Annotated in this window: 3 protein-coding genes; all 3 read right to left on the reverse strand. The window is 76.2% G+C overall.

The window, feature by feature from the left end:
• Window positions 1–5504 (reverse strand): type I polyketide synthase (locus tag AB0N31_RS34150; protein WP_366062396.1); only part of this gene is annotated, 5504 nt, incomplete at its 3' end.
• 40 nt (window positions 5505–5544) lie between these two features.
• On the reverse strand, window positions 5545–15693 hold the full coding sequence (locus AB0N31_RS34155) for a type I polyketide synthase (RefSeq protein ID WP_366062397.1): 10149 nt from the start codon (window positions 15691–15693) through the stop codon (window positions 5545–5547).
• Between the two features lie 66 nt (window positions 15694–15759).
• A complete protein-coding gene (locus AB0N31_RS34160) occupies window positions 15760–21042 on the reverse strand; it encodes an SDR family NAD(P)-dependent oxidoreductase (RefSeq protein ID WP_366062398.1) in 5283 nt (1760 codons plus the stop codon).
• Window positions 21043–21078 lie beyond the last annotated feature (36 nt).

The raw sequence follows: 21078 nt of genomic DNA on the forward strand, positions 1-21078 counted from the left end.
CCCTTGGCTCGCGCGTCCGAAAGCCGCTCCACCAGCAGCAGACCACCGCCCTCGGAGAACCCCGTCCCGTCCGCCGCATCCGCGAACGCCTTGCACCGGCCATCCGCCGCAAGACCCCGCTGACGGCTGAAATCGACGAACAGACCCGGCGTCGACATCACGGTGACTCCGCCCGCGAGGGCGAGGTCGCACTCCCCCGCCAGCAGCGAGCGCACGGCCAGGTGCAGGGCGACCAGGGAGGACGAGCAGGCGGTGTCGACGGTGACCGCGGGGCCTTCCAGACCGAAGGTGTACGACAGCCGGCCCGACATGACGCTGGCGGAGTTGCCGGTGCCCAGGTGGGCGCCGACCTCGTCGCCCGGCGCGATCGGACGGGACGAGTAGTCCTGGTAGTTGGTGCCTGCGAAGACGCCGGTACGGCTGCCCCGCAGGGCGCGCGGGTCGATCCCGGCCCGCTCGAACGTCTCCCACGCCATCTCCAGCAGCAGCCGCTGCTGCGGATCCATGGCGAGCGCCTCACGCGGCGAGACGCCGAACACGCCCGGGTCGAAGTCGGCGAAGGTGTCGAGGAAGCCGCCGGTGAGCGTGGAGGTGCGGCCGGCTTGTCCGGGCTCGGGGTCGTAGAGCGACTCCAGGTCCCAGTCCCGGTCCTCCGGGAAGGGGCCCATCGCGTCGGTGCCGTCGGCGAGGAGCTGCCAGAACCGTTCGGGGGTGTCCGCGTCGCCGGGGAAGCGGCAGGCCATGCCGACGATGACGACGGGGTCCTCGGCGGTGTCCGGGCGGTGCGACGCGGTGGCGTCGCCGACGGCGGACGGGGCGGTGGGCGGGGCGAGTTGCTCGTTGAGGTGTTCGGCGAGCGCGGCCGGGGTCGGGTAGTCGTAGACGAGGGTGGCGGGCAGGCGCATGCCGGTCGCCTCGCCGAGGGTGTTGCGCAGTTCGACGGCGGTGAGGGAGTCGAAGCCGAGTTCGCGGAAGGCGCGGGCGGGTTCGACGTCGTCGGGGCTCGGATGGTTGAGGACGTAGGCGATGTGGGCGCGGACGAGGTGCAGCAGGGCGTGCCTGCGGTCCGCGTCGGACAGGGCGGCGAGCTGGGCGGGGAGCCCGTCGCCGGTGTCCGCCGACTCCTGGTCCGCGGTGCCGGGAGCACGCCGGTTCGCCCGCAGCCGGTCGAGGTCGGGCAGGGCGGCGTACAGGCGCCGGGGGCGGCCCTTGTCGAGTTCGGCGCCGAAGACCTCCCAGTCGATGTCGGTGACGACGAGCGCCGTGTCGTCGTGGTCGAGGGCGTCCTGGAGGGCGGTGACGGCGACGGCGGGGTCCATGAGGCGTACACCGTGCCGTTGGAGGCGTTCACCGACGGTGCCGGAGGCCATGCCGCCGTCGGCCCAGCCGCTCCAGGCCACGGCGGTGGCGGGCAGCCCGCGGGCGCGGCGGTCCTCGGCGAGCGCGTCGAGGAAGGCGTTGCCGGGGGCGTAGTTGCCGTGTCCGGGGCTGCCGAAGACGCCGGAGGAGGAGGAGAACAGCACGAACGCGGACAGGTCCAGGTGTGCGGTGGCGGCGTCGAGGTTGAGGGCGCCACCGACCTTGACCCGCAGGACCTCGGCGAGCCGGTCGGGGGTGAGGGAGCCGATGACGCCGTCGTCGAGGACGGCCGCGGTGTGGAAGACGGCGGTCAGCGGGCGGTCGGCGGGGATGCCGGCCAACAGCGCGTCGAGGGCGTCGCGGTCGGCGATGTCGCAGGCGGCCAGTTCGGCGCGGGCGCCGTGGACGGCGAGTTCCGCCAGCAGGTCGGCGGCGCCCTCCGCCTCGGGTCCCGAGCGGCTGACGAGCAGCAGGTGTTCGGCGCCGGACCGGGCGAGCCAGCGGGCGACGTGCCGGCCGAGGGCGCCGGTGCCGCCGGTGACCAGGACGGTGCCGCCCGGCCGCCAGCGGCGGCGGCCGGGCAGCCCGCCGGTGGCGGCGCGTTCCAGGCGGCGGCCGTAGGCGCCGGTGGGGCGGACGGCGACCTGGTCCTCGTGGTCGGTGCCGGCGAGGACCGCGACCAGCCGGTCGGCGACGCGGTCGTCGGGGTCGGCGGGCAGGTCGGCCAGGCCGCCGAAGCAGTCGGCCTGTTCCAGCGCGACGACCCGGCCGAAGCCCCACACGAGGGCCTGCGCGGGGTGGTCCGGGCCCGTTCCGGGCGCGGTGGCGACGGCGCCCCGGGTCAGGAACCACACCGGCAGGCGGGTGTTGAGGTCGTCCATGGCCTGGACGAGGGCGACGGTGGCGGCGAAGCCGCCCGGCAGCAGCGGGTGTTCGGGGTGCGGGCTGTCGTCGAGGGCGAGCAGGGACAGCACGGTGCGTGCTCCGTCGGCCGCTGCGGCGAGGGCGGCGGCGAGGGCGGCGCGGTCGGCGGTGGGGTCGACGACGACCGGGACGCCGTCGGCTCCGGCGCGGGTGAGGGCGGCGCGTACGGCGGTGGCCTCGGGGCCGTCCTCGTGGCCGCGGGGCACCAGCAGCAGCCAGCGTCCGGTCAGCGCGGGGGCCGGCCGGCCGGCCAGCGGGTGCCAGGTGATGCGGTAGCGCCAGCGGTCGGCGGTGGCCCGGTCGGTGCTGCGGCGGCGATAGCCGGCCAGGGCGGGCGCGAGCCGGGAGACGGTGTCCTCGTCCAGGCCGAGGGCGGTGGCCAGGGTATCCACGTCACCGGACTCGACGGCCTGCCAGAACGGGGCGTCCGCGGTGTCGGCGGCGGAGCCCGTCGCGGCCTGTGCCCCGGTGAACTCGGGCCAGTAGCGGCGGCGTTGGAAGGCGTAGACGGGCAGGTCGACACGGTGGGCGGGCTCGTCGTGGACGGCCGTCCAGTCGACGCGGCCGCCGCGCACGGCGAGGGCGGCGGCGGAGGCGAGGAAGCGCTCGCGGCCGCCCTCGGAGCGGCGCAGGGTGCCGAGGACGGCGCCGTCGGTGATGCCGAGGTCCTCCAGGATGTCGCCGACCGCGGTGGTGACCACGGCGTGCGGGCCGGCCTCGACGAAGACCCGGTGCCCGGCCTCGGCGAGGCCCCGCACGGCGGTCTCGAACTGGACGGGGCGGCGGATGTTGTCGTACCAGTAGGCGGCGTCGAGGGTGGTGGTGTCCTCGACGCGCTCTCCGGTGACGGTGGAGTGGAAGGGGATCTCGGCGGGGCGCGGGCGAATCGGCGAGAATCCGGCGAGCAGCGCGTCACGGACCTCCTCGACCTGCGCGCAGTGGGAGGCGTAGTCCACGGGCACGCGGCGGGCGCGGATCCCGGCTTCGGTGAGGGAGGCCAGGAGTTCGGCGAGGGGTTCGGCGTCCCCGGAGACGGTGACCGAGCGGGGGCCGGTGACCGAGCCGACGGAGATCCGGCCCTCGTAGGGGGTCAGGAGCTGTTCGACCTCGGCGAGCGGCAGGGGGACGGCGACCATGCCGCCGCGGCCGGTGATGGTGGTCAGTTCGCGGGAGCGGGTGACGACGACGCGGGCGGCGTCCTCCAGGGTGAGGACGCCCGCGATGTGGGCGGCGGCGATCTCGCCCTGGCTCTGCCCGGCCACCGCCGCGGGGCGGACCCCGCACGCCATCCACAGCCGGGCCAGCGCGACGCAGACGACGAACAGGGTGGGCTGGACCACGTCGAGGCGTTCCAGCGGCGGGGCCCCGGGCGCACCGCGCAGCACGTCGAGGACCGAGTAGTCGGTGAACGCCTCGACCGCGGCGGCGGCTTCGTCGAAGTAGCGGCGGAACCGCTCGTCGGCCGCGTGGAGTCCGGTGGCCATGCCCTCCCACTGGGGCCCCTGGCCGGGGAAGAGGAGGACGGGATCGCCGTCGGTGTCGGCGACGCCACGGACCACGGCGGCGTCGGGTGCGCCCTCGGCGAGGGAGGTCAGGCCGCGCAGGAGTGCGTCGCGGTCCTGGGCGACGACGACGGCCCGGTGTTCGAGGGCGGGCCGGGTGGCGGCCAGGGACCAGGCCAGGTCGGCGGGGTGGAGGGTGCCGTCGGGGGTGGCCCGCAGGTGGGCGGCGAGGCGGGCGGCCTGCGCGCGCAGGGCGGCGGCGGTGCGGCCGGAGACGGGGAAGGCGCGCGGGCGGGGCGTGTCGTCGACGGTCCCGGCGGAGGCGTCCGCGTCCGGCTCGGGGGCCTGTTCGAGGATGACGTGGGCGTTGGTGCCGCTGACGCCGAAGGAGGAGACCGCGGCCCGGCGCGGCCGGTCGTCGGTGCGGGGCCAGTCGCGGGCCTCGGTGAGGAGTTCGACGCGGCCCGCGCTCCAGTCGACGTGCGTGGAGGGCCGGTCGACGTGGAGGGTGGCCGGAAGGCGTCCGGCGCGCAGCGCGAGGACCGTCTTGATGACGCCGGCGACACCGGCGGCGGCCTGGGTGTGGCCGATGTTGGACTTCACCGAGCCGAGCAGCAGCGGCCGTTCGGCGGGCCGGTCCTGGCCGTAGGTGGCCAGCAGCGCCTGCGCCTCGATGGGGTCGCCGAGGGTGGTGCCGGTGCCGTGCGCCTCGACGGCGTCGACGTCGGCGGGGGCGAGCCCGGCGGAGCGCAGGGCCTGCCAGACGACCCGTTCCTGGGAGGGGCCGTTGGGGGCGGTCAGACCGTTGGAGGCGCCGTCCTGGTTGACGGCGGAGCCGCGCAGCACGGCGAGCACGGGGTGGCCGTTGCGGCGGGCGTCGGCCAGCCGCTCCACGACGAGGACGCCGGCGCCCTCGCCCCAGGCGGTGCCGTCGGCGGCGTCGGCGAAGGCCCGGCAGCGCCCGTCCGGGGACAGGCCGCGCTGGCGGCTGAACTCCAGGAAGATCGTGGGCGTCGACATGACGGTGACGCCGCCGGCCAGGGCGAGGTCGCACTCCCCCGCGCGCAGCGCCTGCGCGGCCAGGTGCAGGGTGACCAGGGAGGAGGAGCAGGCGGTGTCGACGGAGACGGCCGGGCCCTCCAGGCCCAGGGTGTAGGAGACGCGGCCGGACAGCACGCTGGGCGAGTTGCCGACGCCGTCGTCGCCGGCGTTGTCGGAGTGGGCCAGCAGGGCGGGGTAGTCCTGGAGGTTGGTGCCGGAGAACACACCGGTGCGGCTGCCGCGCAGGGCGAGCGGGTCGATGCCGGCGCGTTCCAGTGCCTCCCAGCAGATCTCCAGCAGCAGCCGCTGCTGCGGGTCGGTGCCGACGGCCTCGCGCGGGGAGATGCCGAAGAACGAGGCGTCGAAGTCGGCGACCCGGTCGATGAAGCCGCCGGTGCGGGTGTAGCTGCGGCCGGGCGCGCCCGGTTCCGGGTCGTAGAGCGCGTCGACGTCCCAGCCGCGGTCGCGCGGCCAGTCGGTCATCGCGTCGGTGCCGTCCTCCAGCAGTCGCCACAGGTCGTCGGGGTCGGACACGCCGCCGGGGAAGCGGCAGCCCATCGCGACGATCGCTATGGGTTCGTTCTCGCGGGCCTCGGCCGCCGCCAGCCGCTGTCGCGTCTGGTGGAGATCGGCCGTGACCTTCTTGAGGTAGCCGAGGAGCTTGTCCTCATCGCTCATGCGTGTCTCACCCGTTCCCAAGGTCCCGTGGCCGTCCCCGTCAGGAGATGCCGAGGTCGTTCTCGATGAAGTCGAAGAGTTCGTCCGCCGCGGCGGACCGCAGGCGGTCGGTGATGTCGTCGCCCTCGGCGGGGGCGGCCGGTGCGCCACCGGCCGCACCGCCGCCGAGCCGCGCGGCCAGCGCCGTGAGGCGGGCGCCGATGCGGTCCAGCCGGGCGTCGTCGGCCGGCAGCCCGGACAGGGCCGCCTCCAGCCGGTCGAGGTCGGCGAGGACGGCGTTCGCCCCGTCCGTGTCCTCGGTGAGCCGGCCGCGCAGGTATCCGGCGAGCGCGGTGGCGTCGGGCTGGTCGAACAGGAGCGTGGCCGGGAGGGCGAGACCGGTGGCCGCGCCGATCCGGTTGCGCAGTTCGACCGCCATCAGCGAGTCGAAGCCGAGCGCGTTGAACGCCTGCGCGGCGCCGACGCGGTCGGTGGAGGCGTGTCCGAGGACGGCGGCGGCCTCGGTGCGCACCAGGGCGACGAGGGTGCGTTCACGCTCGGCGGGGCTCTGTCCGGCCAGCCGCGCGCGCAGCACCTGCCCCGCGTCGGCGTCCGCGCTCTGCGGGCGCCGGGCGAGCAGGTCGCGCACCTCGGGCAGTTCGGCGAGGAGCGGGCTGGGCCGGGAGGTGGTGAAGCCGGGGGCGAAGCGGGCCCAGTCGATGTCGGCGACGGCGAGCACGGCGTCGGGGCGCTGCGTGGTCCGGCCGAGGGCCTCCACGGCCCGGTCCGGGTCGAGGGGGTTGATGCCGCTACGGCGCATGCGGGCCTCGGTGTCGGCGTCCCGGGTCGCCATGCCGCCGTCGGCCCAGGGTCCCCAGGCCAGGGAGGTGGCGGGCAGCCCGGCGGCACGGCGCTGCTCGGCGAGGGCGTCGAGGAAGGCGTTGGCGGCGGCGTAGTTGGCCTGGCCGATGGTGCCGAGGGTGCCGGAGACCGACGAGTACAGGACGAACGCCGTCAGGTCGCGGTCCCGGGTGAGGTCGTCGAGATTGCGGGCGGCGGCGAGCTTGGGCCGCAGCACGGTCTCCAGGGCGTCGGCGTCCATCGCGTCGAGCAGCCGGTCGTCGAGGACGCCCGCGGTGTGCACGACCGCGTCGACGGGATGCTCGGACAGCAGCGCGGCGAGCGCGTCCCGGTCGGCGACGTCGCAGGCGCTCAGGACGAGGTCGGTGCCGGTGTCGGCCAGGGCCTCCTTGAGGCGGGCGGCGCCGGGCGAGCCGGTGCCCGAACGGCTGACGGCGACGATGCGGGACGCGCCCCGGGCGGCGAGCCAGGCGGCGGTGCGCAGGCCGAGGGCCCCGGTGGCGCCGGTGAGCAGGACGGTGCCGGTCCAGTCGGTGGCGGCGTGGGCGGCCGGTGCGGCGGGCACGCGTTCCAGGCGGCGCAGGAAGGTGCCCGCGGGGCGGACGGCGGTCTGGTCCTCGCCGCTGTCACCGGCGAGCACCGCGCACAGGCGGCGGGCGGCATCGGGGGCCACGGCGGCGGTGGTGCCGGCGGGCAGGTCGACCAGGCCGCCCCACAGCTGCGGGTGTTCCAGGGCCGCGGTGCGGCCCAGGCCCCACACGGCCGCCTGCTCCGCCTCGGCGGGCGCCTCGCCGCCGAGGACGCCGGCCGCGCCCGCGGTGACGGCCCACAGGCGCGGGCTGTCCGGACCCGCCGCCCGGTCGGCCAGGGCCTGCACGAGGGCGGTGGTCGCGGCGAGACCGGCCGGGACGGCACGGTGGCCGGGCAGTGGCCGGGTGTCGGCGGCCAGCAGGGACAGCACACCGGCGGGTGCCGGACCGTCCTCGCGGGCGGCGTCGAGAGCGGCGGCCAGGCCGGCGCGGTCGGCGGTGGCGCAGTCCACGGGCAGGACGCGGACGCGGGCGCCGTGCGCGGTGAGCGCCTCGGTGACCGACGTCGCCCAGGGGTCGCCGTCCAGCGTGTCGGGGACAGCGAGCAGCCAGGTGCCGGTGAGGGTGGCGGTGGCGCCGTCGGCGGCGGGCCGCCAGGTCACGCGGTGTTCCCAGCGCTGTTCCCCGCTGTGCCTGCGGTCCGCGCCCCGCCAGGCGGCGAGGGCGGGCAGGACGGCGCTGAGCGGGGCGTCGGCGTCGACGTCGAGCCGCTCGGCCAGGGCCGCCGGGTCGGCGCCCTCGACGAGTTCCCAGAACGCGCTGTCCGCGGTGGGTGCGGCGGCCGGCGCCGACGGCTCCAGCCAGTAGCGCTCGCGCTGGAAGGCGTACGTCGGCAGCGTGACGGGCCGGGCACCGGCGTCGGCGGGGACGGCGGGCAGGTCGCCGCGGCCGTGCGTGTGCAGGGTGGCGGCGGCCAGCAGCGCCGCGTGCCGCTCGGGCAGGTCGCGGTGGAGCAGGGACACGGCGGTGACGTCGGCCGGGTCCTGGACGCCGTCCCGGACGAGGGGGGTGAGGGTGGCGTCGGGTCCGAGTTCGAGGCAGAGGGTGACGCCCTCGGCCTCCAGGGTGCGCACCCCGTCCGCGAAGCGCACGGTCTCGCGGACGTGCCGCACCCAGTAGTCGGGGGTGCGCAGGTCCTCCCCGGTGCACAGGGCGCCGGTCAGGTTGGACACCACGGGGACGGCCGGCGGCGCGTACCGCACACGGGCGGCGACCTGCCGGAAGTCCTCCAGCACGGCGTCCATCAGCGGCGAGTGGAAGGCGTGGCTGACGCGCAGGCGCCGGGTGCGTCGGCCGCGCGCGGCGAACTCGGCGGCGACCGCCTCCACGTCGTCGGCGGCACCGGAGACGACGACGGAGACGGGCCCGTTGACGGCGGCGACCGCGACCCGGTCCCTCCGGTCGGCCAGGAACGGCAGCACCTCCTCCTCGGTGCCCTCGATCGCGGTCATCGCGCCGCCCTCCGGCAGTGCCTGCATGAGCCGTCCGCGCGCGGCGACCAGGGCGCAGGCGTCGGCGAGGTCGAACACCCCGGCGGCGTGCGCGGCGGTCAGCTCGCCGACGGAGTGCCCGGCCAGCACCTCGGGCCGCACCCCCCAGGAGGCCGTCAGGGCGTGGGCGGCGGTGCCGAAGGCGAACAGGGCGGCCTGTGTCCAGGCGGTGCGGTCCAGCAGCGCCGCCTCGGTGCTGTCCTCGGCGGCGAAGACCACCTCGCGCAGGGGCGGCCCGTCCAGGTGCCGGTCCAGTTCGGCGCAGACGGCGTCGAAGGTCTCGGCGAAGACCGGGTGGGCGGCGTACAGGCCGCGGCCCATGCCCGGGCGCTGTGCGCCCTGGCCGCTGAACAGGACGGCGAGACGGCCGCCGTCGGCGCTGCCGGTGACGGCGCGCCCGGCGCGGTCGCCGGTGGCCACGGCGACGAGCCCGGCCAGCAGTTCGTCGCGGTCCTCGGCAACGACGACGGCCCGGTGCCCGAGCGCGTGACGGGCGGTGACGAGGGTGTGCGCGAGGTCGCGCGGGTCGTGCTCGGCGGTCAGGAGGTGGGTGCGCAGCCGGGCGGCCTGGGCGCGCAGCGCTTCGGGGGTGTGCCCGGACACGGGGTACGCACGCGGTACGACGTCCGCCGCCGCCCGTTCGGTGACGGGCTCGGGGGCGGGGGCGGGCGGTTCCTCCAGGACGACGTGGGCGTTGCTGCCGCTGATGCCGAAGGAGGAGACGCCTGCCCGGCGGGGGCGCCCTTCGCGGGCGGGCCACGGGCGGGGCTCGGTGAGCAGTTCGATGGTGCCGCTGGACCAGTCGATGTGCGGGGAGGGTTCGTCGACGTGCAGGGTGCGGGGCAGTTCGCCGTGGTGCATCGCCAGCACCATCTTGATGACGCCGGCCGCGCCCGCGGCGGCCTGGGTGTGGCCGAAGTTGGACTTGGCGGAGCCGAGCAGCAGCGGCTGTCCCTCGGGCCGTTCCCGGCCGTAGGTGGCGAACAGTGCCTGCGCCTCGATGGGGTCGCCGAGGGTGGTGCCGGTGCCGTGCGCCTCCACCGCGTCCACGTCCGCCGGGGAGAGCCCGGCCGACGCGAGGGCCTGGCGGATGACGCGCTGCTGGGAGGGGCCGCTGGGGGCGGTCAGCCCGTTGGAGGCGCCGTCCTGATTGGTGGCCGAGCCCCGGACGACGGCGAGCACCGGGTGCCCGTTGCGCCGGGCGTCCGAGAGCCGCTCCAGCAGGAGCATGCCGACGCCCTCGGAGAAGCTGGTGCCGTCCGCGGCGGCGGCGAACGCCTTGCAGCGGCCGTCGGCGGCCAGCCCGTTCTGCGCGGTGAACTCGGTGTACGTGCCGGGGGTGGCCATGACGGTGACGCCGCCGGCCAGTGCCATCGAGCACTCGCCCTGCCGCAGCGCGTGGGCGGCGAGGTGCAGGGCGACGAGCGCGGAGGAGCACGCGGTGTCGACCGTCATCGTCGGCCCTTCCAGGCCGAACGCGTAGGCGACGCGGCCGGAGATGACGCTGCCGGACACACCGAGGCCGATGTAGCCCTCCATGCCCTCGGGTATGTCGGCGAGGCCCGACGCGTAGCCGGAGCCCATCGCGCCGACGTACACGCCGGTACGGCTGCCGCGCTGGGCCAGCGGGTCCAGGCCGGCCCGTTCGAAGACCTCCCAGGAGGTCTCCAGGAGCAGGCGCTGCTGCGGGTCCATGGCGAGGGCCTCGCGCGGCGAGATGCCGAACAGGGCCGCGTCGAAGTGGGTGGCGCCGTGCAGGAATCCGGCCTGCAGGCCCGGCAGCCGGTCCAGGTCCCAACCCCGGTCGGTGGGGAAGGCGCCGATGGCGTCGCCGCCCTCGGACACGAACCGCCACAGGTCCTCCGGAGAGGTGACGCCACCGGGGTACTGGCAGGCCATGGAGACGATCACGACCGGGTCGTCGTCGCCCGCGATGCCGGTGGCGGCCTCCGCCGTCTCGCCGGTGCCGGCGAGTTCGCGCCGCAGGTGCCGGGCGAGTGCGCTGGGCCGGGGGTGGTCGAAAACCAGGGTGGCGGGCAGCCTGAGCCCGGTCTCGGCGTTCAGCCGGTTGCGCAGGTCGACCGAGGTGAGGGAGTCGAACCCGAGGTCCTTGAAGGACTGCTCGCCGTCGACGGCACCGGCCGAGCCGTGGCCGAGGGCGACGGCGGCGTGCCGCCGCACCACGTCCAGCAGCAGGCGTTCCTGTTCTGGCTCGGTCAGTCCGGCCAGGCGCCGGCCGAGGTCGGAGGCGCCGGTGTCCGCGGTACGGGCCGTGCGGCGCGCCGGTGCCCGGACCAGGCCCTGCAGCAGGGCGGGCAGCCGGCCGGCGGCGGCCGCGGCCCGCAGCGCGGCGGGGTCGGTGCGCAGCGGGGCGAGCAGCGCCTCGTGCGCCGTGAGTGCCTCGTCCAGCAGCCGCAGGGCGTGCGCGGGGTCGAGCGCGGGCAGCCCGGAGGCGGCGATACGGCGTACGTCGTCGGCGTCGAGGCCGCCGGTCATGCCGCTGTCGTGCTCCCACAGCGTCCAGGCGAGCGAGACGGCGGGCAGGCCATGGGCGCGGCGGTGCTGGGCGAGGGCGTCCAGGACGGTGTTGGCGGCGGCGTAGTTGGCCTGTCCGGCGCCGCCGAGGAGTCCGGCGGCGGAGGAGAACAGCACGAACGCGGTCAGGTCGGCGTCGCGGGTGGCCTCGTGCAGGGCGAGCGCCGAATCGGCCTTGGCGCGCAGGACGGAGGCGAGGCGCTCGGGGGTGAGGGAGCCGAGGACGCCGTCGTCGAGGACACCGGCGGTGTGCACGACGGCACGCAGCGGATGTTCGGCGGGGACCGTGGCCAGGGCGGCGGCGAGAGCCGCCGGGTCGGCCGTGTCGCAGGCCTCGATCCGTACGGTGGCGCCGTGGGCGGTGAGTTCACCGGCGAGGTCGGCGGCACCGGGGGCGTCGTGGCCACGCCGGGAGAGCAGCAGCAGGGAGCGCACACCGTGCACGGTGACCAGGTGCCGGGCGACGAGCGCGCCGAGGGCACCGGTGCCGCCGGTGATCAGGACGGTGCCCTCGGGGTCCCAGGCGGCGGCGCCGTCCGCGACGTCGGTCCGCGGGGTGCGCGTGAGCACCGGTGTGAGCAACCTGCCCTCTCGCAGGGCGAGTTGCGGGGTGCCGGAGGCGATCGCGGCGGTCAGGGCGGCACGGGAGGCATCCGTGTCGTCGAGGTCGGCGAGGACGAGACGGCCGGGGTTCTCGGTCTGGGCGGAGCGGACCAGGCCCCACAGCGCGGCGGCGGACAGGTCGGGTACGTCCTCGTCGCCGGCGGCGACGGCGCCTCGGGTGACGACGACCAGGGTGGCGTCCCGGGTGCGCTCGTCGGCGAGCAGCGCCTGGAGGGTGTCCAGGGTGCGGGCGGCGATCCCGGCGGGCGTCTCGCCGGGTGCGGAGGCGAAGGGCAGGACGGCGACGGCACAGCCGTCCGCACCGAGCGCGGGCCGGTCGGGCACCAGGCCGGCGGGGTCGTCGGCGGCCAGCCGCCAGCCGTCGGTGGCGGGTGCCTGCGGCAGGTCGGTCGCCGTCCAGCGGACCGCGTACAGGGCACCGTCGGCCGGGCGGGCGGTCGCCGTGGCCGCCGCGGACAGGGGGCGGCTGACGAGGGAGTCGACGGTGGCCACCGGGCGTCCGGTGCCGTCCGCGACGCGCAGGTCCACCGAACCGCCCGGGTGCCGCTCGAGCCGGACGCGCAGGGCGGTGGCGCCCACGGCGTGCAGGCGCACGCCGCTGAAGACGAACGGCAGGCCCACTCCCCCGCCTTCGCCGCCTGCGCCCTCCTCCTCGCCCGTGCCGGTGAGCTGGGCGTGCAGGGCGGCGTCCAGGAGGGCGGGGTGCAGCCCGTAGCGGGCCGCGTCGCGGTGCTCGTCCTCGGGCAGGGAGACCTCGGCGTACCAGACGTCGCCCTCGCGCCAGGCGGCGCGCAGGCCCTGGAAGACGGGCCCGTACTGGTAACCCTGGGCGGCGAGGGCGGCGTAGAAGCCGTCCAGCGGGACGGGACGGGCGGCGGCGGGCGGCCAGGCGGTGAGGTCGCCGCCGGTGGAGGCGGTGGTGGCCGGGGCGAGGACGGCGGTGGCGTGCCGGGTCCAGGAGGTGTCGTCGTCGGTGTCCGGGCGGGCGTGGACGGTGACCGGGCGGCGCCCCACGTCGTCGGGGGCGCCCAGCACGATCTGGAGCTGCACGCCCGTGCCGTCGGGCAGGGCCAGCGGCGCTTCCAGGGTGAGTTCCTCCAGCAGGCCGCAGCCGGCCTCGTCGCCGGCCCGCAGGACGAGTTCGACGAAGGCGGTGCCGGGCAGCAGGACGGTCCCGGACACGGTGTGGTCGGCGAGCCAGGGCTGGGCCCGGGTGGACAGGCGGCCGGTGAGCAGCACCCGGTCCTCGTCGGCGACGCGGACCACCGCACCGAGCAGCGGATGTCCGGCGCCCGCGAGACCGGCGCCGGTGACGTCGCCGCTCCGGGCGGCGGGGCGCAGCCAGTAGCGCTCGCGGGTGAAGGCGTAGGTGGGCAGCTCGATTCGGCGGGCGTGCGGACCCGGGGCGCCCAGAAGACGCTCGTGGTCGACGGGGACGCCGTGCGCGTGGGCGCCCGCGACGGCGGCGAGCAGGGCGGCCGGCTCGGGGTGGCCCTTGCGCTGGAGGGGCAGGCACACCCGCTCGGTGGTGTCGTCGGGCAGGCAGGTGCGGGCGAGCGCGGTCAGGGTGGTGTCGGGGCCGAGTTCGAGGAAGCGGCTGACGCCCCGCTCGACGAGGTGGCCGACGCCGTCGGCGAAGCGGACCGTGTGCCGCAGGTGCCGTACCCAGTAGTCGGCCGAGGCCAGTTCGGCGGCGGTGGCGGGGCGGCCGGTGAGGTTGGAGACGACGGTGATGCGCGGCGCGCGGGCGGTGACGCTCTCGGCGACGCGCCGGAACTCGTCGAGCGCGCCGTCCATGCGGGCCGAGTGGAAGGCGTGCGACACGCGCAGCCGTCGCGTGGTCCGGCCGCGGGCGCCGAGTTCGGCGGCGACCGCCTCGACGGCCGCGGCGGGGCCGGAGATCACCGTGGCGCGGGGCCCGTTGACGGCCGCGACGGACACGGCGTCGCCGTGCGCCGCGAGCAGCGGGACCACCTCGTCCTCGGCCGCGTCGGCGGAGATCATGGCGCCGCCCTCGGGCAGGGCCTGCATGAGCCGGCCGCGGGCGGCGACCAGCCGGCAGGCGTCGGCGAGCGACCAGACGCCCGCGACGTGGGCGGCGGTCAGCTCGCCCAGGGAGTGACCCAGCAGGTGCTTGGGGGTGATGCCCCAGGACTCCAGCAGCCGGAACAGCGCGACCTCGAAGGCGAACAGGGCCGGCTGGGCGAGTCCGGTGGCGCGCAGGGCCTCCTCGTCGCCGCTGTGAAGGACGGTGTCCTTGAGGGACTGGCCGAGGGGCAGGCCGAGTTCGGGGTCGAGGTGGGCGCAGACCTCGTCGAAGGCGGCGGCGAACGCGGGGAAGGCGGCGTACAGGTCCCGCCCCATGCCGGGGCGCTGGGCGCCCTGCCCGGAGAAGAGGAACGCGGTACTGCCGCGCAGGGTACGGCCGGTGACGACGGCCGGGTGCTCCTCGCCGTCGGCGAGGGCGCGCAGCGCGTCGCGGGCGGTGGCGGTGTCCGGGGCGAGGACGGCGGCCCGGTGCTCGAAGCCCTGCCGGGTGAGGGCGAGGGCGCGGGCGGTGTCGTGCGGGTCGTCGTCGACGTGGTCGGCGGCATGCCGCAGGAGTCGGGCGGCCTGACCGCGCAGGGCCTCGGCGCTGCGCGCGGACAGGAACCAGGGGGCCGGGGGCAGCGGGCCGGCCGTACCGTCCGTGGGGGTGGTGCCGTCCTCGGCGGGATCCGGCTCGGGCGCGGCCTCCAGGATCGTGTGGGCGTTGGTGCCGCTGATGCCGAAGGAGGAGACGGCGGCCCGGCGCGGTCGGTCGCCGGTGGCGGGCCAACCGGCGGGCTCGGTGAGCAGACGGACGTGTCCGGCGTCCCAGTCGACGTGCGTGGAGGGCGTGTCGACGTGCAGGGTGCGCGGCAGCCGCCCGTGCCGCAGCGCCATGACGGTCTTGATGACGCCGGCGACACCGGCGGCGGCCTGGGTGTGGCCGAGGTTGGACTTCAGGGAACCGAGCAGCAGCGGCCGTTCGGCGGGCCGGTCCTGGCCGTAGGTGGCCAGCAGGGCCTGCGCCTCGATGGGGTCGCCGAGGGTGGTGCCGGTGCCGTGCGCCTCGACGGCGTCGACGTCGGCGGCGGTCAGTCCGGCGTTGGCGAGGGCCTGTTCGATCACCCGCTGCTGGGCGGGGCCGTTGGGGGCGGTCAGGCCGTTGGAGGCGCCGTCGGAGTTGACGGCGGAGCCGCGGACCACGGCGAGCACGGGATGGTTGTTGCGGCGGGCGTCGGAGAGTCGCTCCACCAGGAGCAGACCCACGCCCTCGGACCAGCCGGTGCCGTCGGCGGCGTCGGCGAACGCCTTGCAGCGGCCGTCGGGGGCCAGGCCGCGCTGTCGGCTGAACTCGAACAGCAGCCCCGGGGTGGCCATGACGGCCACGCCGCCGGCCAGTGCGAGGTCGCACTCGCCGTTGCGCAGGGCCTGCACCGCCCAGTGCAGTGCGACCAGGGAGGAGGAGCAGGCGGTGTCGACGGTGACGGTGGGGCCCTCCAGGCCCAGGACGTAGGAGATGCGGCCGGAGGCGACGGAGGTGGCGTTGCCCGCCAGCATCAGGCCGTGCACGTCCTCGGGCACCTCGACGGGGCCCTGGCCGTAGCCGGAGGTGGCCGCGCCCACGAAGACGCCGGTGGCACTGCCGCGCAGGGTCTGCGGGCGGATCCCGGCCCGCTCCAGCAGTTCCCAGGAGGCTTCGAGGAGCAGGCGCTGCTGGGGGTCGGTGGCCAGGGCCTCGCGCGGGCTCATGCCGAAGAAGGCCGCGTCGAAGGCGGCGGCATCGCCGAGGAAGCCGCCCTCTCGGGTGGAGAAGGTGCCGGGACGATCGGGGTCGGGGTCGTAGCGGTCCTCGATGTCCCAGCCGCGGTCCCGGGGCAGCGCGCCGATGGCGTCACCGCCCTCGTCGACGAGTCGCCACAGGTCCTCGGGGCTGCGGATGTCGCCGGGGAAGCGGCAGCTCATCGCGACGATGGCGATCGGCTCGCGGACCCGGTCCTCCGCCTCGCGCAACCGGCGGCGGGTCTGCCGCAGTTCGCCCGTGACCCGCTTGAGGTATTCCACGTACTTGTCGTCGTCAGCCACGTGTGTCACTTCCTTGAACCCGGCGGGGCCGGGGCGTCGGGTGCGTGCGGGAGAGCGGCGGGGTCCTCATGCGTCGCCCAGCTCGCGGTCGATCAGGTCGAAGAGGTCGTCCGGTGTCTCGACCCCGGCGAGTTCCTCGTCCGCCTCCGCCTCCTCCGCTGCGGGAGCGGTGGCCGCGGGGACGGTGGTCTGGGCAGTGGTGGCCGCGGGCAGGGGTTCGCCCTGCCAGCGGGAGAGCAGCTCCCGCAGCCGGGCGGTCACCCGTTCACGGTCCTCGCCGTCGACCGACGCGTCCTGCAGGGCGCTCTCCAGGCGGTCCATCTCGCCGAGCAGGGCCTGCGCGGTGCCGGGCGGCTCGGGCAGGTCGAGTGCGCCGATCAGGTGCCGGGCCTGGGCGAGCGGGGTCGGGTGGTCGAAGACCAGCGTGGCGGGCAGCCGCAGTCCGGTGACCGCGCCGAGCCGGTTGCGCAGTTCGACCGCCGTGAGGGAGTCGAAACCCAGCTCCTTGAACGTCTGCTCGGGCTCCATCGCGTCGGCCGAGCCGTGTCCGAGGACGGCGGCGGCCTGTTCGGCGACCACGTCGAGCAGCAGTTGCTCGCGGTCGGCCGCGGACAGCGGGGCCAGCCTTTCGGCCAGGCTCAGTTCGGCCGCCGCGCCGGCTCCGGCCGCGCCGGCTCCCGTCGCCGTGGCGGTGTCGGCACGACGGCGGACGGGGGTGCGCACGAGGCCGCGCAGCAGGACCGGCAGCACGTCGTGGTGCTCGCGCAGGGCGGCGGCGTCGAGGTCCATCGGCAACAGGGCGGCCCGGTCCGAGGCCGACGCGGCGTCCAGCAGGCGCATGCCGCGTTCCGGGCCCAGCGGCACCATGCCGGTACGGGCGTGCCGTTCCCGGTCGGCGTCGGTCAGCTCGCCGGTCATGCCCGCGTCGGGCAGCCAGGTGCCCCAGGCGAGGGACACGGCCGGCAGGCCGAGGGCGCGCCGGTGGGCGGCGAAGGCGTCCAGGAAGGCGTTGGCGGCGGAGTAGTTGGCCTGTCCTGCGCCGCCGAAGGTGCCGGCGACGGAGGAGAAGACCACGAACCGGGCCAGGTCGAGGTCGCGGGTCAGCTCGTGCAGGGCGACGACCGCGTCCGCCTTGGGCCGCAGTGCCTCGGCGAACCGTGCGGGCGTCATCGAGGACAGCACGCCGTCGGCGAGGACGCCGGCGGTGTGCACGACGGCGGTCAGCGGCCGGTCGGCGGGGATGCCCGACAGCAGCGAGGCGAGCGCGGTGCGGTCGGCGATGTCGCAGGCGGCGACGGTCACCTCGGCGCCCAGTGCGGAGAGTTCGGCGCGCAGCTCCGCCGCGCCGGGGGTGTCGGGGCCGCGCCGCCCGGCGACCAGCAGGTGCCTGACACCGTGTTCGGCGACCAGGTGACGGGCGGTGGCCCGGCCCAGTCCGCCGAGACCGCCGGTGAGCAGTACGGTGCCCTGGGGGTCGGGTGCGGCCGGCAGGGTCAGGACGACCTTGCCGATGTGCTTGGCCTGGCTGAGGTACCGGAACGCCTCGGGGGCACGACGTACGTCCCACACGGTCATCGGCAGCGGCCTGAGCACCCCGCGGTCGAACAGCTCGACCAGTTCGCGCAGGATCTCGCCGATCCGGTCGGGTCCGGCCTCGATCAGGTCGAAGGCGCGGTAGGTGACGCCGGGGTGGTCCTCGGCGACCGTGGCCGGGTCGCGGACGTCGGTCTTGCCCATCTCCAGGAAGCGTCCGCCGCGCGGCAGCAGCCGCAGGGAGGCGTCCACGAACTCCCCCGCCAGGGAGTCGAGGACGACGTCGACGCCACGGCCTGTGGTGGCGGTGCGCAGCCGTTCCTCGAAGCCGAGGTCGCGGGAGGAGGCGAGCCGGCTGTCGTCCAGGCCGGCGGCGCGCAGCGCGTCCCACTTGGCCGGGGAGGCGGTGGCGTAGACCTCGGCCCCGAAGTGGCGGGCGAGTTGGACGGCGGCGGAGCCGACCCCGCCGGCCGCGGCGTGGATGAGGACGCTCTCGCCGGGCTTCAGCGCGGCGAGGTCGGCCAGGCCGTAGTAGGCGGTGAGGTAGACGATCGGGACGGTGGCGGCCTCCGCGAAGCTCCAGCCCGTCGGGACGGGCACCACCATGCGCTCGTCGGTGACCGCGACGGGTCCGAAGGCACCGGAGAACATGCCCATCACACGGTCGCCGGGGGCCATGGAGGTGACGTCGCGGCCGGTCTCGACGACCACGCCGGCGCCTTCCAGACCGATCGCGGTGGCGTCCCCCGGGTACATGCCGAGCGCGGTGAGGACGTCGCGGAAGTTGACGCCCGCGGCGCGCATCGAGATCCGCACCTCGCGCGGCGCGAGCGGAGCGGTGACCTCCGGGCAGGGGGTGAGCCGCAGGCCCTCCAGGGTGCCCTGGCGTTCGACGCCGAGCCGCCACACGTCGGTGTCCGGCGGCGGGACCAGGGCCCGGTCGGCGGCCATCGCAATCACCCGGGGCGCGGTCACCGCGCCCTCGCGCAGGGCGAGCTCGAACGCGGTGTCGCCGAGCGCGCCGGGCAGCGCGGCGGCGGAGGCGGCGGTGCCGTCGGTGTCGACGAGGACCAGCCGCCCCGGGTTCTCCGTGCGGGCCGAGCGCACCAGGCCCCAGACGGCGGCCTGGGCCGGATCCGCGGGCCGGGGCCCGGTGGACACGGCGTCGCGGGTGATGACGGCGAGACGAGCGGCGGCGAACGCCGGGTCGTCCAGCCACCGCTGGAGGAACGCCAGTACCTGGGTGGTGATCTCCCGCGCGCGTGCGGCGAGTTCACCGTCCGGATACCCGGTGGCGGTCGGCACGGCGTACAGGACCGTGTCCGGCACGTGCTCGAGCGCGTCCGGGTCCGGTACGGCGGTCACGGCGTGCCCGGCCTCGCGCAGGGCCGCGGCCAGCTTCCGGGCCTCCGCGGAGCCGATCACCGCCGACTCGGCCGGAACCGGCGTACCGGAGACGGTCACCGGCTGCCAGTCCACCTCGTACAGGCCCTGGCGGTCGGGGCTGCCGACCGTGGCTCCGTCGAGGTCGCCGGTGAGCTCGCGCAGGGTGAGCGAACCGACGGAGGCGACCGGACGGCCGGCCGGGTCGGCGAGTTCGAGGGCGACGGCCTCCGGGCCCTGCTGGACCATGCGCACGCGCAGGACGGAGGCGCCGGCGGCGTGCAGCCGGACGTCGTTCCAGGAGAAGGGGAGCCGTCCGGCGTCCTCCATGGGCACGAACATCACGGCGTGCAGGGCGGCGTCGAGCAGCGCCGGGTGCAGGTCGAAGGCGTCGGCGGCGGGATCGGCGTCGGCGGGCAGGGACACCTCGGCGAAGACCTCCTCGCCGCGCGCCCACACCCGGGTCAGCCCCTGGAAGAGGGGTCCGTAGAGGTGACCGCGGTCGGCGAACGCCTCGTAGAAGCCGTCCAGGGCGACTTCTTCGCCGTCCCGCGGCGGCCAGGCGGTGAGGTCGTAGGCCGGGGCGGCCGGTTCGGCCACGGGGGCCAGCAGGCCGCTGACGTGCAGCGTCCACGGGTCGTCGGGGTCGGCGTCGTCCGGGCGGCCGTGCACGGTCAGCGGGCGGGCGCCGGTGGCGTCGGGTGCCTCGACGCGGAGCTGGACGTGGACTCCGCCATGCGCGGGCAGCGTGAGCGGGGCCAGGATGGTCAGCTCGGCGACCTGCTCGCAGCCCGTCCGCGCCCCGGCGTGCAGGGCGAGGTCGAGGAAGCCGGTGGCCGGGAACAGGGCGGTGCCGGTGAGGGCGTGCTCCTTCAGCCAGGGGCTGGAGTGCAGGGACAGACGCCCGGTCAGCAGGTGGGTGTCGCCGTCCGCGAGGTCCACGGCCGCGCCCAGCAGCGGGTGGCTGCTGGCGCCCAGGCCGGCGGCGGTGACGTCGCCCAGCAGGGCAGGGGGCCTGGGCCAGAACCGGCGGCGCTGGAAGGGGTAGGTGGGCAGTTGGACGACGCGGGCGCCGGTGCCGTCGAAGAGGCGGGGCCAGTCGACGTCCACGCCCTTGACGAAGGCGCGGGCGAGGGCGTCGAGCAGCGCGCCGGGCTCGTCGCGGTCCTTGCGCAGCGACGGGACGAACAGGATGTTCCCGGTGTCCTCGGCGACGCAGTGCTGGGCGAGGGCGGTCAGGGTGCCGTCGGGGCCGATCTCGACGAACCGGTCGACCCCGTGCCCGGCGAGCCAGGCGACGCCGTCGGCGAAGCGGACCGCCTCACGGACGTGCCGCACCCAGTACTCGGGGTCCTCCAGTTCGCCCGGTGCGGCGGCCCGTCCGGTGACGTCGGAGACGACGGCCATCCGCGGCGGGGTGTAGGAGATGCCGACGGCGACCTCGCGGAACGCGTCCAGCATGGGGTCCATCAGCGGCGAGTGGAAGGCGTGGCTGACCTGCAGCCGGGTGGTGCGACGGCCGGTGGCGGCGAGTCCGGCGGCCACTTCGGCCACCGCCTCCTCGGCGCCCGAAAGGACCACGGAACGGGGGCCGTTGATCGCGGCGATGCTCACGTCGGCACGGTCGGCGAGCAGCGCCAGCACCTCGGCCTCGGCGGCCTCGACGGCGAACATCGCGCCGCCCGCGGGGAGTTCCTGCATCAGTCGGCCGCGTGCGGCCACCAGGGCGCAGGCGTCCGGCAGCGTCATCACCCCGGCCACATGGGCCGCGGCGATCTCACCGATGGAGTGTCCGGCGACGAAGTCGGGCCGCACGCCCCAGGATTCGAGAAGACGGTAGAGCGCGACCTCGACGGCGAACAGGGCGGGCTGCGTCCATCCTGTCTGGTTCAGGCGGTCGGCGTCGTCGCCGAGGACGACGTCGCGCAGGTCGTCACCGAGGTGGGCGCACACGGCGTCGAAGGCATCGGCGAACACCGGGAAGGCCTCGTACAGTTCGCGGCCCATGCCCGGGCGCTGGGAACCCTGTCCGGAGAAGAGGAAAGCGGTCTTCCCTTCGCCGCGGCGGGTGCCCGTGACGGTGTGCGGTCCCGTCTCCCCGTCGGCGAGCAGCCGAAGCCCGTCGGTGAGGGCGGCGCGGTCAGCGCCGAGCACGACGGCCCGGTGCTCGAAGACGGTACGGGTCGCGGTCAGGGAGAGCCCGAGATCCGCGGGGGTGAGATCGGCGTTGTGCCCGGCGTGGGCGAGGAGTTGGGCGGCCTGAGCGCGCAGGGCGTCGCGGCTGCGAGCGGTGAGGACCCAGGGCAGGGTGCCGTGGGTGGCGGCCGGGCTTGCGGTGGGTTCCTCGACAGTGCGCTCCTCGGAAACGGCTTCCTCGGGGGCGGTTTCGAGGATGACGTGGGCGTTGGTGCCGCTGATCCCGAAGGACGACACCCCCGCCCGCCGCGGACGACCCCCGGTCTCGGGCCA

The sequence above is a fragment of the Streptomyces sp. NPDC051051 genome, from assembly GCF_040682975.1.
Classification (GTDB): Bacteria; Actinomycetota; Actinomycetes; order Streptomycetales; family Streptomycetaceae; genus Streptomyces.